Raw genomic sequence first — 13,679 nt, 5'->3', positions numbered from 1 at the left:
GGTAAGTTCCGGACATGACCAAGGCCGGAACCGGAACCGGGATCACCGTGGCACAGGCGGACACCCTCGCTCCCGTCGCCCGTCTCCCCCGGCGCCGGGGCATCGAACTCGCGCTGATCGTCATGGCCGTCCTGCTGTCGGTCTTCGGCTACTGCAACGTCGGCCTCGCCCAGCAGGGCGCCCTGCCGCCCGGCGCCGCCGGTTACGGCGCCGGGCTCGGTGTGCTCGCGCTCCTCGCCCACCTGGCGGTGCGGCTGCGCGCCCCGTACGCCGACCCGCTGCTGCTGCCCATCGGGGTGCTGCTCAACGGCCTCGGCCTGGTGCTGATCTACCGGCTCGACCTGGAGACGCCGGGCGACCGGGCGGCCCCGGCCCAGCTGGTGTGGTCGACGCTGGGTGTCGCGCTGTTCATCGTGGTCGTCCTGCTGCTGCGCGACCACCGGGTGCTGCAGCGCTACGCCTACGTGTGCGTCGCCGCGGCGCTCGCCCTGCTCACCGTGCCGATCTTCTTCCCGGCGGTGAACGGCGCCCGTATCTGGATCCGGATCGAGGACTTCTCCATCCAGCCCGGCGAGTTCGCGAAGGTGCTGCTCGCGGTGTTCTTCGCCGCCTACCTGGCCGCCAACCGCAGCGCGCTGGCGTACGCGGGCCGCCGGGTGTGGCGGCTCCAACTGCCCACCGGCCGGGTACTCGGCCCGATCCTCGCGGTGTGGCTGGTCAGCGTCGGCGTCCTGGTCCTGGAGCGGGACCTCGGCACCTCGCTGCTGTTCTTCGGCCTGTTCGTGGTCCTGCTCTACGTCGCCACCGGCCGCACCGGCTGGATCGCCGTCGGGCTGCTGCTGGCCTCCCTGGGCGCGGTCGCCGTGGGCTGGCTGGAGCCGCACGTGCACGGCAGGGTGGAGGACTGGCTGCACCCCTTCGCGTCCATCGAGGCGGGCGACGGCCCCAACCAGCTGGCCCAGTCCCTCTTCGCGTTCGCGGCGGGCGGCGTGACCGGCACCGGTCTCGGCCTCGGCCACTCGGTCCTGATCGGCTTCGCCGTCAAGTCGGACTTCATCCTGGCGACCGCCGGGGAGGAGCTGGGCTTCCTCGGCCTGACCGCCGTCTTCCTGCTGTACGGGCTGCTGGTGGAGCGGGGCTACCGGGCGGGCCTGGCCGCCCGCGACCCCTTCGGCCGGCTGCTCGCGGTCGGCCTCTCCTCGATCGTGGCGCTCCAGGTGTTCGTCATCGCGGGCGGGGTGACCGGGCTGATCCCGCTGACCGGCATGGCGATGCCGTTCCTGGCGCAGGGCGGGTCCTCGGTCGTCACCAACTGGGCGATCGTGGCGCTGCTGATCCGGGTCAGCCACGCGGCCCGCAGCCAGTCGGGCGCGGACGGGACCGCGGGCGGGGAGCGGCCGAGGTGACCCGCAACATCCGGCACGCGGCCCTCTTCTGCGCCCTGCTGCTGGTCGCCCTGGTGGTCAACGCGGCCCGGGTGCAGATCGTCCAGAAGCCGGAGTACGACGACAACCCGGCCAACCGCCGCCCCGACATCGCCCGCTACCAGCAGCCGCGCGGCGACATCCTGGTCGGCGGCGAGGCGGTCACCGGCTCCCGGGACACCGGCGAGCACCTGCGCTTCGAGAGGACGTACGCCGACGGGCCGATGTACGCGCCGATCACCGGCTTCGCCTCCCAGGCGTACGGGACGACGCTCCTCGAACACGCCGAGGACGGCCTGTTGTCCGGGGCCGACCCGATGCTCGCGCCGCTGCCGCTGTGGAACGACGTCACGGGGGCCCACAACCCGGGCGGCGACGTCGTGACGACGATCGACGGTGCCGCGCAGCGGGCGGCGTTCGAGGGGCTCGGCGGGCGCAAGGGGGCGGTGGCCGCGGTCGAGCCGGCCACGGGCCGCGTCCTGGCCCTGGTCTCCACCCCCTCCTACGACCCGCAGCTGCTGTCCGGGAACAGCGCGGACGCCACCCGGACCTGGCACCGGCTGAACGACGACCCGGACAAGCCGATGCTCAACCGGGCGGTGAGCCGGACCTATCCGCCGGGTTCGACGTTCAAGGTGGTCACCGCGGCGGCGGCACTGGACGCGGGCGTGGTCCGCGACCTGGACGCGCCGACCCGATCCCCCGACCCGTACACCCTGCCCGGGACGCGGACGAAGCTCACGAACGAGGCCGACGGGTGCCGGAACGCCTCGCTGCGGGAGGCGTTCGAGTGGTCCTGCAACACGGTGTTCGCCAAGCTCGGCGTGGACGTGGGCGTGCGCGGCATGACCGCCATGGCGGACGCCTTCGGCTTCAACGACGACGGGCTGCGGATCCCCTTCCCCGTCGCCCGGAGCACCTTCGACACCTCGGTGGACCGGGCGCAGCTCGGGCTGTCGTCGATCGGCCAGTACAACACGCGGGCGACGCCCCTGCAGATGGCGATGGTGGCGGCGGCGGTGGCGGGCGGCGGGCAGGTGCGCTCGCCGTACCTGGTGGAACGGACGCTGCGGGCGGGCGGCAGTCTGGTGGCGGCGGCCGGGTCGCGCCCCTCCCGGGAGGTGATGCGCCCTTCGACGGCGGCGCTGCTCAAGGAGCTGATGACCGGCGTGGTGGACAAGGGCACCGGCGCGAGGGCCGCGATCCCGGGTGCCACCGTGGGCGGCAAGACCGGCACCGCCCAGCACGGCGTCGGCAACTCGGGTAAGCCGTATGCCTGGTTCATCGCCTGGGCGCGGGGCGACGGGGACGTGGAGCCGAAGGTCGCGGTCGCGGTGGTGGTCGAGGGCTCGGCGGCGGACCGCGGGGGCGTCAGCGGGGGCGGTCTGGCGGCGCCGATCGCGCGGGGGGTGATGGAGGCGGTTCTTGGGGGGTGAGGGAGGGGATCACCGGCGACGGTTCACGGCGGTGAGGTCAATGTCGATGAGGAAAGGTACGGTCAGTTTGAGGCGGTTGTGGAAGATGCCGGTCAGACCGTACGCCTGCGTGGCAGGGTCGATCTCGTAGACGTAGACGACCGGCAGCCCGTGATTCTCTTCCACACGCCAGTAGTAAGGAATGCCCGCCCGCGCGTACTTCGGCGGCTTCACCTCCCGGTCCCGGTCTTCCGATTCCTCGGACACGACCTCGACGGCAATCACCACGTCCTCCGGCCGGTACCAAGTCTGCTTCGGTCCGGTGTCGGCATCCGCGTGGAACACGAGAACGTCGGGTTCCGGCCGGTTGCGTTTGTTGAGCTTGATGGTCATCTCGCGGATGACGTCCAGCTCTTCCGGCGCCTGCGCCAACAGGGCGTTGTCCAGCAGTCGGATGACACGTGAGTGGAAATTGGTCTGCGGACTCACGAAGACAAGGCTCCCGTCGATCAGCTCCGTGTGCGGAGGCAGGTTGGGAAGCTCGTCGAGGTCGTCCGCCGTCCAGCCGCCCTTCGGCGGACGGGGCCACTCGTAGTCGTCGTCCAGCCCGTAGTCACGCGCGGCGCTCATGATCGCTCCCATGTACCGGAGTCAGACGGACACGGCCAGCGTACCCAGGACGAACGCCGACGGGGCGCTCCATCGAGTGGTCCCGCGCCGAGGCGTTGGCGCCGCCCCACCTTTACTCGCGGTCAACAAGTTCCGCGCAGGGGATTGACGAGCTTGCTGACACGCAGTCTCATAAGACGCAGCACGCTGGAGTGACCGCGGGTAACACGATCGTTCGACGAGGTGGGACACAGCCATGACGACGCTGACGGAAGCCGACGCGCTCGAGGGCCTGCGCGACGCGCTCGGCCTGCTCAAGGACCGGGAGCAGGTGGCCGAACGGCTGCTCGACTCGTCCGCCAAGCACTCCTTCGACCCGGACAAGGAGCTGGACTGGGACGCGCCGTTCGAGGACGGCAAGTGGTTCTGGCCGCCGGAGCTGGTGTCGCTGTACGACACCCCGATGTGGAAGCGGATGAGCGAGGAGCAGCGCATCCTGCTCTCCCAGCACGAGGCCGCCGCGCTCGCCTCGCTCGGCATCTGGTTCGAGCTGATCCTGATGCAGCTGCTGGTCCGGCACATCTACGACAAGGCGGCGACGAGCGCCCACGTGCGCTACGCGCTGACCGAGATCGAGGACGAGTGCCGGCACTCGAAGATGTTCGCCCGGCTGATATCCCGCGGCGAGACGCCGTGGTACCCGGTGAGCCCGGTCCACCAGCACCTGGGGCGCCTGTTCAAGACGATCTCCACCACGCCCGGCTCCTTCACCGCCACGCTCCTCGGCGAGGAGGTCCTGGACTGGATGCAGCGGCTGACCTTCCCGGACGAGCGGGTCCAGCCGCTGATCCGGGGCGTCACGCGCATCCACGTCGTGGAAGAGGCCCGGCACGTGCGGTACGCCCGTGAGGAGCTGCGCCGGCAGATGGTGACGGCCCCGAAGTGGTCGCAGGAGTTCACCCGGGTCACCTCCGGAGAGTTCGCCCGCGTCTTCTCCATCGCCTTCATCAACCCGGAGGTGTACACGAACGTCGGCCTCGACAAGCGCGAGGCCCTGGCCCAGGTCAAGGCCAGCGGCCACCGCAAGGAGATCATGCAGACCGGCGCGAAGCGCCTCACGGACTTCCTGGACGACATCGGCGTACTGCGCGGTGTCGGCCGGAAGCTGTGGCGGTCGTCGGGACTGCTGGCGTAGTCCGGCCGGTCAGCGCCGCTGACGTGGGTGGGCGCCCGGCCGTGCGGGTTACGCTGCGGTTCATGACCCCGCAGGCCTCCACCCCCGCCTACCGCCGCCTCAGCGTCGAGGAGCGCCGCGTCCAGCTGCTGGAGGCGGCGCTCGCCCTCTTCGCGCACCGGCCCCCGGAGGAGGTCTCCCTGGACGACGTGGCCGAGCAGGCCGGGGTCTCGCGGCCGCTGGTGTACCGGTACTTCCCCGGCGGCAAGCAGCAGCTGTACGAGGCCGCGCTCAGGTCCGCCGCCGACGAGCTGCGGCTCTGCTTCGACGAGCCCCGAGAGGGTCCGCTGCTGGCCCGGCTCTCCCGCGCCCTGGACCGCTACCTCGCCTTCGTCGACCAGCACGACACCGGCTTCAGCGCCCTGCTGCGCGGCGGCAGCGTGGTCGAGACCTCGCGGACCTCGGGCATCGTGGACGGGGTGCGCCGGGCCGCCGCCGACCACATCATGCGCCACCTGGACGTCGCCGAGCCCGGCCCCCGGCTGCGGATGACCGTCCGGATGTGGATCACGGCGGTGGAGGCGGCCTCGCTGATCTGGCTGGACGAGGACAAGCAGCCGCCCCTCGATGAGCTGCGGGACTGGCTGGTGGAGCAGTTCCTCGCGGTGCTGACGGTCACCGCCCGCCGCGACCCGCAGACCGCCACGCTGGTCGAGGCGCTGGCGGCGGACCTCTGACCGGGCCCGTGCGCCGGGCTCGGGCAGCGGTGCGCCGATCACCGACACTGGTGCCGTGAAGAGCGAAGACACCCCCTTCGAGGGCGGCCCCATGGACGGACGCGTGCTGCCCGTCCTGGTCGGCATGACCGGGCACCCGCCGAAGACGTACCGCATCCCTGTCCCGGACCCGGACGGCGGCCCGCCCACCGTGCTCGTGTACCGGCGCGTGCCCCGGGACGCCCGGGGCGGGCTGCGGTTCGCCCGGTGGAAGTACGCGTACGCCCCCGAGGGGGAGCAGGGCTCCGGCCGGAAGTGGCCCTGGTCGAGACCGGGCCGCCCGGCCGCCGCCGATCCAGACGCCACGCCGCGCGGCAAGCCGGACGACGCGGACGGGTGACCCCGTTGCGCCGAACCGCGCACACTCGGCGCGCGAAGTCCCACCGGGCGCCACATGCTCACCGTGCGGAGCGGACCCGCCGCCCCGCACCGGAGGTGATGGCGTGTCAGAAAGGCTTCTGCGTCTGGTGTGTACGGCGGCGCTCGCGGCCGGGATCGTCCTCGCGCCCGTGCCCGCCGCGGCCGAACCCGGCCCCGGCCCGGCCGAGGGGCCGGCCGAAGGGCGCACCGTGGCCGAACTGCTGACGGACCTTCAGCGGCTGTACCGGGAGGCGGAGCGGGCCACCGAGACCTACAACGGCACCGAGGAGCGGCTGAAGGAGCAGCGTGCCCGGGTGCTGCGGCTGAACGCCGAGCTGACCCGGACCCGGCTGTCGCTGCGGGACAGCCGGGGCGCGGCCGGGCGGCTGGCCCGGCAGCAGTACCAGAGCAGCAGCAACCTCTCCCCCTACCTACGGCTGCTGCTGGCCCGCGATCCGCAGCACGCCCTCGACCAGGGGCATGTGATCGGCCGGCTGTCCAAGGAGCGGGCCGAGACGGTGGGGCGGCTGACCGGCGACACGAAGAGGGCCGACGAGCTGGCCGGGCGGGCCCGGGCGGCGCTGGCCCGGCAGGCCGCCCTCGCCGAGCGCCAGGAGAAGGAACGGGACGGGGTGCGCCAACGCCTGCGCGCCGTCGAGGAACTGCTCGCCTCGCTCACCCCGGAGCAGCTGGCCGCGCTGGCGGAGCTGGAGAAGAGCGGGGTCGACGAGGAGCAGGAGCGGTTGCTGGCGTCCGGCGCGCTCGGCGACGACGCCAAGCCGTCCGCCGGGGGCGAGAGCGCTGTGCGCTTCGCGGTGGAGCAGCTGGGCAAGCCGTACGAGTGGGGTGCCGAGGGCCCGGCGTCGTACGACTGCTCGGGGCTGACCTCCGTGGCCTGGGAGCGGGCCGGGACGCCGATCCCGCGGACCAGCCAGGAGCAGTGGGCGCGCCTGGACCACGTGCCGCTGGACGAACTGCGCCCCGGTGACCTGGTCGTCTACTTCCCCGAGGCCACCCATGTGGCGATGTACCTCGGTGACGGCGTGGTCATCCAGGCGCCCCGCCCCGGCGCCGACGTCAAGGTCTCGCCGATCGCCGCCAACCCGGTCCTGGGCGCCGTACGCCCCGACCCCGGCGGGGAGCCCGTACCGCACTACACGCCGCCACGGCTCCCCGCGGGGTCGACGGACGGGTCGGACGAGGGGTACGCGGCCGCGGGGCCCGCCCGCTGAGTTCCGGACGCCACGTACCGGACGGCCGTGCCACGCGGCGTCCGCCCCGACCGCCGGGAGAGCGGGGGCCCCGACGGCCGAGGTGCGTGTCCGCCGGGTGGATTTTCCGCCCTGACCGCCGGAGGCCCTACGCGCCCGCGGCGCCGGAGACCTCGGCCAGGTAGCCCTCGGTCTTCGCCGGGTCGTAGAAGAAGTTCTCGAAGTCGGCCGGGTCGTTGAAGCCGTTGGCGAAGCGGTCGGCGACCGGCTGGAGCTGACCGGCGGCGCCGATCAGGTTCAGGACGTGCTCCGGCGGCGGGGCCAGCATGGCGTTGGTCCACTTGGTGACGTGCTGGGCCGTCTGCCAGTAGCGGTCGAAGGTCTGCTGCATCCAGGCCTCGTCGAACTCCTTCTCCCCCTGCTCCAGGATGGAGGCGAGGTAGGAGGCGGCGCACTTGGACGCGGAGTTGGAGCCCTGTCCGGTGATCGGGTCGTTGGCGACGACCACGTCGGCCACGCCGAGGACGAGACCGCCGCCGGGAAGGCGGCCGATCGGGTTGCGGACGGTCGGGGCGTAGCGGCCGGCCAGGGTGCCGCCGGCGTCGGTCAGTTCGACCTTGGTGGCCCGCGCGTACTCCCAGGGGAGGAACTTCTCCATGAGTTCCAGGGTCAGGGAGAGGTGCTCCGAGGGGTCCTTGACGTCCTTGAAGGCGTCGAGCGGGCCGCCGGGTATGCCCTCCCAGAAGAGGATGTCGGCGCGGCCCGAGGTGGTGAACGTCGGCATGATGAACATCTCGCCGACGCCCGGCACCAGGTTGCAGCGCACGGCCTCCGTGTCCGGGTGCTCGGGGCGCGGGCCCATCCCGTGGACGTAGGCGACGGCGAGGGCGCGCTGCGGCTCGCCGTACGGGGAGCGGGAGGCGTCGCGGCCGAACATCTGGACCAGCTCGCCCTTGCCCGCCGAGACCAGGACGAGGTCGTAGGCGCGGGAGAAGTAGTCCAGGTCGCCGACGGCCGCGCCGTGGATGACCAGCTGGCCGCCGCGCTGGGCGAAGGTCTCCATCCAGCCCGCCATCTTCACCCGCTGGTCGACCGACTGCGCGTAGCCGTCCAGGTGCCCCAGCCAGTCGATCGCGCGCTGCGAGGGGCCCGGGTCGAAGGAGCCGGGGGCCGCCACCGAGACGCCGAGTCCCTCGATCTTCGGGGCCTGGGACTCCCAGAAGTTCAGCTGGAGATCGCGCTCGTGCTGGAGTGCCGTGTGGAACATGCACTGCGTCGACATGACCCGGCCGGTGCGGATCTCGTCCGCGGTCCGGTTGGACATCAGGGTGACCTCGTAGCCGTGCGACTGGAGGCCGAGGGCGAGCTGGAGACCGGACTGGCCGGCTCCGACGACGAGTATCTTCCGCATGCGGTTTTCTGTCTCCTACTCGGGTGTTTCGTCGAGCGCGTGGCCCACGAGGGACAAGAGGGTCTCGATGGCCGAGATCCGACGGCGCGCATCCATGATCATTACAGGTATGTGCGCCGGGATCGTCAACGCCTCCCGCACGTCCTCCGCCTCGAACAGCTCACTGCCGTCGAAGTGGTTGACCGCCACGACGTACGGCAGTCCGCAGCTCTCGAAGTAGTCCAGCGCCGGCCAGCAGTCCTTCAGGCGCCGGGTGTCGGCCAGCACGACGGCACCGATCGCGCCGCGCACCAGGTCGTCCCACATGAACCAGAACCGCTGCTGGCCCGGGGTGCCGAACAGGTAGAGCACCAGGTCGTCGTCGAGCGTGATGCGGCCGAAGTCCATGGCCACGGTGGTGGTGAGCTTGCCCGGGGTGGCGGTGAGGTCGTCGGTCTCCTCGCTCGCCTCGGTCATCAGCGCCTCGGTCTGCAGCGGCGTGATCTCCGAGACGGCGGTGACCAGTGTGGTCTTGCCGACGCCGAACCCTCCGGCGACGACGATCTTCGTGGCGACCGGCGCCCGGGTGGGATCCGTCTGCCAGGGCTGCACGGGCCCGTCGGTGTCGACGAGCGGGGGGACGCCGAACGCGGCGGCGTCAGAGACGACGGAGTCCACTGAGCACCCTTTCGAGCAGAGCGCGGTCCGGGCGGCCCGTGCCGTGGCCGGTCCCGGTGCCGTACACACGGATCTTTCCCTGGTCCGCCAGGTCGCTGAGGAGCACGCGGACCACGCCGAGCGGCATCTTCAGCAGCGCGGCGATCTCGGCCACCGTACGCATGCGGCGGCACAGTTCGACGATGGCCCGCATCTCCGGCATCACGCGGGAGGTGAGGCCGCCGTTCGTCAGTTCCTTGCGCTCCTCGGCGGCTTCGAGCGCAGCGGTGCCGGCCGTGGCGCCGACGAACGTCTCGACGAGCAGCACGTGACCGAAGCGGGTGCGGCCGCCGGTGAGCGAGTACGGGCGTACGCGGGCGGGTTTGCGGTCGGCGCCGCGCACGGGGAGGTGCCCCTGGCCGTTCTTTCCGGGTTTTCTGGGACTGCTGCTCATCGGGCGCTCCCCGTCGGCTCGGACTCCAGGGACTTCCGCAGCTCGCTGCGGAGTTCGGGGGTCAGGACGTGGCCGGCGCGGCCGACGAAGAGCGCCATGTGGTACGCCACGACGCTCATGTCGCAGTCCGCGGAGCCGTGCACGCCGAGCAGCGAGCCGTCGCTGATCGACATCACGAACAGGCTGCCCTCGTCCATGGCGACCATCGTGTGCTTCACGGTGCCGAAGTCCATCAGCCGGGCGGCGCCGATGGTGAGGCTGCCGACGCCGGAGACGACGGTGGCGAGGTCGGCGGCGGAGCCGCGCGGGCCCGCCCGGGGCGACTCGCGGACCTGCCGGGCCTCCTCGTTGCGGCCGGGATCGGAGGACAGGAGCAGGAGCCCGTCGGAGGAGACCACGGCGACCGACTGGATGCCGGGAACCTCCTCGACGAGGTTGGTCAGCAGCCAGTGGAGATTGCGGGCTTCACTGCTCAGTCCGAAGGTACTGGGCGCGGTCAACTGCTTGCCTCCTCGACAGTGCCCCCCGTGGCTTCTTCGGTTGTGTCCGCGTCGACCGGCGCGTGGTGCGGTCCGGTGCGGTCCGCGATCTCCGCCTCGACGTCGCGGCGGCCCGCCTCCGCCCCCCGGCGGAATCCGCCCAGGCGGCGGCGGAGCGCGTCGGCGTCGACGGAACCCGCCGGGCGCGGCCGTGGGGCCGCCGCGGGCGTGGTGAGCTTCGGGGTCCGCTTGGGCAGCCCCTTCTCGGTGACGGGCTCGGCGGGCTCGGAGCCCTCGGTGTCGGTGTCCCCGGCCCGTCCGGCACCCTCGTCCGGAGTTCGGTCGTGGGCGTCGGGACCGATGTCGTAGGGCCCGGCGGCGCGGGGACCGGGGATCCGGGCGGCGCCGGTCTCCGGCGAGGACTGTTCCGGTGCCGGTGGGGGCGCCGGGGCCTCGGACGGGTCCGGGGGGCGCGGGGGCAGCAGGAGCGCCATCGTGGCGTCGTCGGGGAGGTCGTGGCCGGGGGCCTTCGCGGCCTCGGGGGCCGGCGTCTCCTCCGCGGGCTCCTGATCCGCCGCCGTGCTCGTGCCGGGGCGCGGGTCCGTGCGGGTGTCCGGGTGCGTGCCGGTTTCCGGTGCCTGGTCGGCGTCCGGTCGCGACCACCGCTCCGGGACGGAGTCCGAGTCAGCGTCCCGGGAGGTGCCCTGCGGGGCCCCGGGTGCCGGGTCCGCGACGGGCTCCGGTGCCAGGGGCGTCGTGGAGGTCGGGACAGCGGCCTGCTCCGGGCGCTCCACCCCGCCGCTCGGGGCGGAAGCGGAGCCCGCCTCGGCCGCTGGGCCCGCGTCCGGCTCGGCGACCGTCTCTGCCCCGGAGCCCGCGTCAAGCCCGGCGCTCGCGTCGGCCCCGGAGCCCACCCCGGGTCCGGAGCCCGGGTCGGACTCGACGAGCCCATCGGACCCGGAGGCCGCCTCGGATCCGACGAGCCCATCGGACCCGGAGGCCGCCTCGGATCCGGAGCCCACGGCCCCAGGACCGGCAAGCCCCTCGGGCCCGGGGCCCACCTCGGACCCACGACCCGAATCAGACCCGGAACCCAAGACCCCAGGACCGGCAAGCCCCTCGGACCCGGAACCCACCTCGGACCCACGACCCGAATCAGACCCAGAGCCCAAGACCCCAGGACCGGCAAGCCCCTCGGACCCACGACCCGAATCAGACCGGGAGCCCTCTCCGAGCCCGGAGCCGGGCTCGGCCGTGAGGCCCGGGCCGGCTTCGGAGCCCTTCTCGGGTTCGGTGGCCGGCTCGGTCCCGGAGCCGGCCCGGGGCTCGGCGACCGCCTCGGACTCGGCCCGGCGTACCGCCCGTTCCGCCGAGGCGACCAGCGGGTCCCCGTGCTCCTGGGTGCCCTTCTCCGCGCGGCCGTGCAGGACGTTGGAGTTGGCCTCCGCGTCGGCGCCGGGCAGGGAGAAGGAACCCGTGCCGTCGGACACCGGCACGGTCGGGGCCAGCGCGGCGGGCGGTGCGGCGGCCAGCAGCGGGCTCGGGAGGACGACGACGGCCGCGACACCGCCCTGCTTCTGCTCCCGCAGCCGTACCCGCGCACCGTGCCGGTGGGCGAGCCGGGCGACGACGTAGAGGCCGAGCCCGAGACCGTCCTCGCCCTCCTGGTCGTACGGAGCGTCCGGGTCGAAGTCGGTGAGGCGGGCGTTGAGCCGCTGGAGGCGTTCGGTGGCCATGCCGATGCCCTCGTCCTGGACGGAGAGCATCACCTCGCCGTTCTCCAGGAGCCAGCCGGAGACCTCGACGGGCAGGTCCGGCGGCGAGAAGGAGGTGGCGTTCTCCATCAGTTCGGCCAGCAGATGGGAGAGGTCGTCGGCGGCGAACCCGGCCACGTGCGCGTGCGGCGGCAGCGCGGCGATGCGCACCCGCTCGTACCGCTCGATCTCGCTGACCGCGGCCCGGACCACGTCGACCAGCGGCACCGGTGAGGCGCTGTGCTGGACGTGGTCGGTGCCGGCGAGGACGAGGAGGTTCTCGCTGTGCCGGCGCATGACCGTGGCGAAGTGGTCGAGCTTGAACAGGGTGGCGAGCCGGTCCGGGTCCTGCTCGCGCTCCTCCAGGCTCTCGATGACTGCGAGTTGCCGCTCGACCAGGCCGAGGGTGCGCAGCGCCAGGTTGACGAAGGTGGAGCCGATGCTCTTGCGCACCACCTCCAGCTGCGCGGCGGACTCGGCGAGTTCGGCGCGCAGTTCCTCGCGGGCGTCGGCCATCTTCTGCCGCTGGCCGACCAGGTGCTTGCGGTCGGACTCCAGCGTGGCGACCCGCCCGGCGAGGGTCGCGGCGTGCGTGTGCAGGGCGTTGACGGAGCGGACGACCTGCGCGAACTCGTCGTTGCGCCCGGTGAAGGCGACCGGCTCCTCCGCCGTCGGGTCCTCCGCCCCGGCCAGCCGGGCCGAGCCGCGGCGCAGCACCGACAGCGGGCGGGTGAGGGTGCGGGCCAGGGCGGTGGCGATGCCGACGGCGAGCAGGATCAGGGCGCCGAGGACGGCGATCCGGATCTCCAGCGCGGTGACGTCGTCGTCGCGCAGCTGCTCCAGGGCCTGGACACGCTTCTCGTACAGGGCGGACTCGGCACCGCGCATCGCGTCGACGCGGGCGGAGAGCGCGGCGTCCAGCCGCTTGGTGCTGGTGCGCAGGTCGCCGTCGGAGAGGGTCGGCTCGTCGGTGAGGCCGGCGAGGTACTTCTCGGCCGAGTTGACCTCGGGCCCGGCGACGGTGGCGTCGAAGCTGCTCCGCGCCTCCTTGGGGGCGCCCTCGCGGAAGTCGGCGAGGGCCGCGTCGGAGCGCACCCGGGCCTGCTGGGCGGCGGCGGCGAGGGCGTCGCGCTGCTCCGCGTCGGCGTCCGAGGTGGTGGACGTCTCGGTCGGCAGGCCGGTGACCGGGTCGATGACGGTCTCGGTGCTGCTCGGCACGTTCAGGGCGGCGAGCAGCAGACCGCGGGTGGCGGCGGCCTGCTGGACGGCGGTGTCCAGCTCCGCGAGGGCGTACGCGCCGGAGCCCGCGCGGGGCGGCATCTCCTCGCCCAGCTTCTCGGCCAGGGCGTGGAGTTCGGTGATGGCCTGCGAGTACGCCTCGTGCGCTTCCAGCGCGGCGCTCTTGCCGGTGAGGGCGGCGCGGCGCAGCGCCGCGACGGCGTCGAGGTCCTCGCGCAGGGAGGCGGGCGTGTCGGGATCGGCGCGCAGCTCCTCCACCTGCCGGTCGACGCGGGCGCTGCGCTGCTCGGAGGGCGCCTTGGACTTCGGGCGTCCGGCCGCGATGTACGGGGTGACCTCGTCGCGCTCGTCGGCGAGGGAGTGGGCGAGGGTCAGCGCGCCCTGGGTCTGCTCGGCGAGCGTCACCAGTTCCTGGGAGTCGTGCAGTTGCCCGGAGGCGGCCACGACCGACGGGGCGCCGGCCCCGGCGACGGCGGCTGCCACGACCGCCACCGCGACGATGAGGCGGTTGCGTACATGGGTGGGACGGCCCTTGCCGACGGGGGCCTCCGGCGGCTGCGGAGGGGTGGAGGTGCCGGGGGTGCGCTCCGCGCTCCCCGCGGGGGCCGTCTGCTTGCCTGTGCGACGAGGCCGCGTCTTCTGCACCGGTGCTCGCATTCCTGACTCGTGTACCCGTGGGCCCGGGTGGCGCTCCGTCAACTGGCCGGCCGGGGGCGCGTGCACCCTCCGCCGGGCGC

General features: G+C 73.1%; 12 protein-coding genes. 6 read left to right on the top strand and 6 right to left on the bottom strand.

Annotated features, from left to right (window positions below; genetic code table 11):
- Nucleotides 1-14 precede the first annotated feature (14 nt).
- Together ACZ6IM_RS21155 and ACZ6IM_RS21150 are read left to right on the top strand one after the other, a co-directional pair.
- Complete coding sequence (locus ACZ6IM_RS21155) at nt 15-1,406, top strand: FtsW/RodA/SpoVE family cell cycle protein (protein WP_469558152.1); 1,392 nt, start codon at nt 15-17, stop codon at nt 1,404-1,406.
- Complete coding sequence (locus ACZ6IM_RS21150; protein ID WP_052840719.1) at nt 1,403-2,860, top strand: penicillin-binding transpeptidase domain-containing protein; 1,458 nt, start codon at nt 1,403-1,405, stop codon at nt 2,858-2,860. Before ACZ6IM_RS21155 ends, ACZ6IM_RS21150 begins: the two co-directional genes overlap by 4 nt.
- 9 nt (nt 2,861-2,869) lie before the next feature.
- On the opposite strand, the gene ACZ6IM_RS21145 is transcribed toward ACZ6IM_RS21150, so the two are convergent.
- Nucleotides 2,870-3,469, bottom strand: coding sequence for a Uma2 family endonuclease (locus ACZ6IM_RS21145; RefSeq protein WP_052840720.1), 600 nt, complete (start codon nt 3,467-3,469; stop codon nt 2,870-2,872).
- Between the two features lie 235 nt (nt 3,470-3,704).
- Here ACZ6IM_RS21145 and ACZ6IM_RS21140 point away from each other — a divergent pair, with 235 nt between their 5' ends.
- The 4 genes from ACZ6IM_RS21140 (at nt 3,705) to ACZ6IM_RS21125 (ending at nt 6,990) form a co-directional block, all read left to right on the top strand.
- On the top strand, nt 3,705-4,643 hold the full coding sequence (locus tag ACZ6IM_RS21140; RefSeq protein WP_052840721.1) for an AurF N-oxygenase family protein: 939 nt from the start codon (nt 3,705-3,707) through the stop codon (nt 4,641-4,643).
- A 62-nt stretch (nt 4,644-4,705) separates the two neighbouring features.
- Nucleotides 4,706-5,359 (top strand): TetR/AcrR family transcriptional regulator, encoded by a 654-nt coding sequence (locus ACZ6IM_RS21135; RefSeq protein WP_052840722.1) that lies wholly within the window; start codon nt 4,706-4,708, stop codon nt 5,357-5,359.
- Nucleotides 5,360-5,414: 55 nt separating this feature from the next.
- Nucleotides 5,415-5,738, top strand: a complete 324-nt coding sequence (locus ACZ6IM_RS21130; RefSeq protein ID WP_052840723.1) for a hypothetical protein — start codon at nt 5,415-5,417, stop codon at nt 5,736-5,738.
- Between the two features lie 103 nt (nt 5,739-5,841).
- The gene (locus ACZ6IM_RS21125) at nt 5,842-6,990 is read left to right on the top strand and encodes a C40 family peptidase (protein ID WP_052840724.1); all 1,149 of its coding nucleotides are present in this window, start codon (nt 5,842-5,844) and stop codon (nt 6,988-6,990) included.
- Nucleotides 6,991-7,117: 127 nt separating this feature from the next.
- Here ACZ6IM_RS21125 and ACZ6IM_RS21120 read toward each other — a convergent pair whose 3' ends face one another.
- Genes ACZ6IM_RS21120 through ACZ6IM_RS21100 form a run of 5 tightly spaced genes read right to left on the bottom strand, consistent with a single transcriptional unit; the run spans nt 7,118 to nt 13,599 of the window.
- The gene (locus tag ACZ6IM_RS21120) at nt 7,118-8,380 is read right to left on the bottom strand and encodes a styrene monooxygenase/indole monooxygenase family protein (RefSeq protein ID WP_052840725.1); all 1,263 of its coding nucleotides are present in this window, start codon (nt 8,378-8,380) and stop codon (nt 7,118-7,120) included.
- 15 nt (nt 8,381-8,395) lie between these two features.
- A complete protein-coding gene (locus tag ACZ6IM_RS21115) occupies nt 8,396-9,037 on the bottom strand; it encodes a GTP-binding protein (RefSeq protein ID WP_003973677.1) in 642 nt (213 codons plus the stop codon).
- Nucleotides 9,018-9,470 carry a DUF742 domain-containing protein gene (locus ACZ6IM_RS21110; RefSeq protein WP_052840726.1) on the bottom strand — a complete coding sequence of 151 codons (453 nt, stop codon included), beginning with the start codon at nt 9,468-9,470 and terminating at the stop codon, nt 9,018-9,020. The genes ACZ6IM_RS21115 and ACZ6IM_RS21110 overlap by 20 nt, the downstream gene beginning before the upstream one ends.
- Nucleotides 9,467-9,970 (bottom strand): roadblock/LC7 domain-containing protein, encoded by a 504-nt coding sequence (locus ACZ6IM_RS21105; RefSeq protein WP_052840727.1) that lies wholly within the window; start codon nt 9,968-9,970, stop codon nt 9,467-9,469. Before ACZ6IM_RS21105 ends, ACZ6IM_RS21110 begins: the two co-directional genes overlap by 4 nt.
- Nucleotides 9,967-13,599 (bottom strand): sensor histidine kinase, encoded by a 3,633-nt coding sequence (locus ACZ6IM_RS21100; RefSeq protein ID WP_469558143.1) that lies wholly within the window; start codon nt 13,597-13,599, stop codon nt 9,967-9,969. Before ACZ6IM_RS21100 ends, ACZ6IM_RS21105 begins: the two co-directional genes overlap by 4 nt.
- Nucleotides 13,600-13,679: the final 80 nt, after the last annotated feature.

Source organism: Streptomyces sp. NPDC042336, assembly GCF_055581985.1.
The sequence above is the reverse complement of the archived record's forward strand: the minus strand, read 5'-3'. Positions and strand labels throughout refer to the sequence as shown.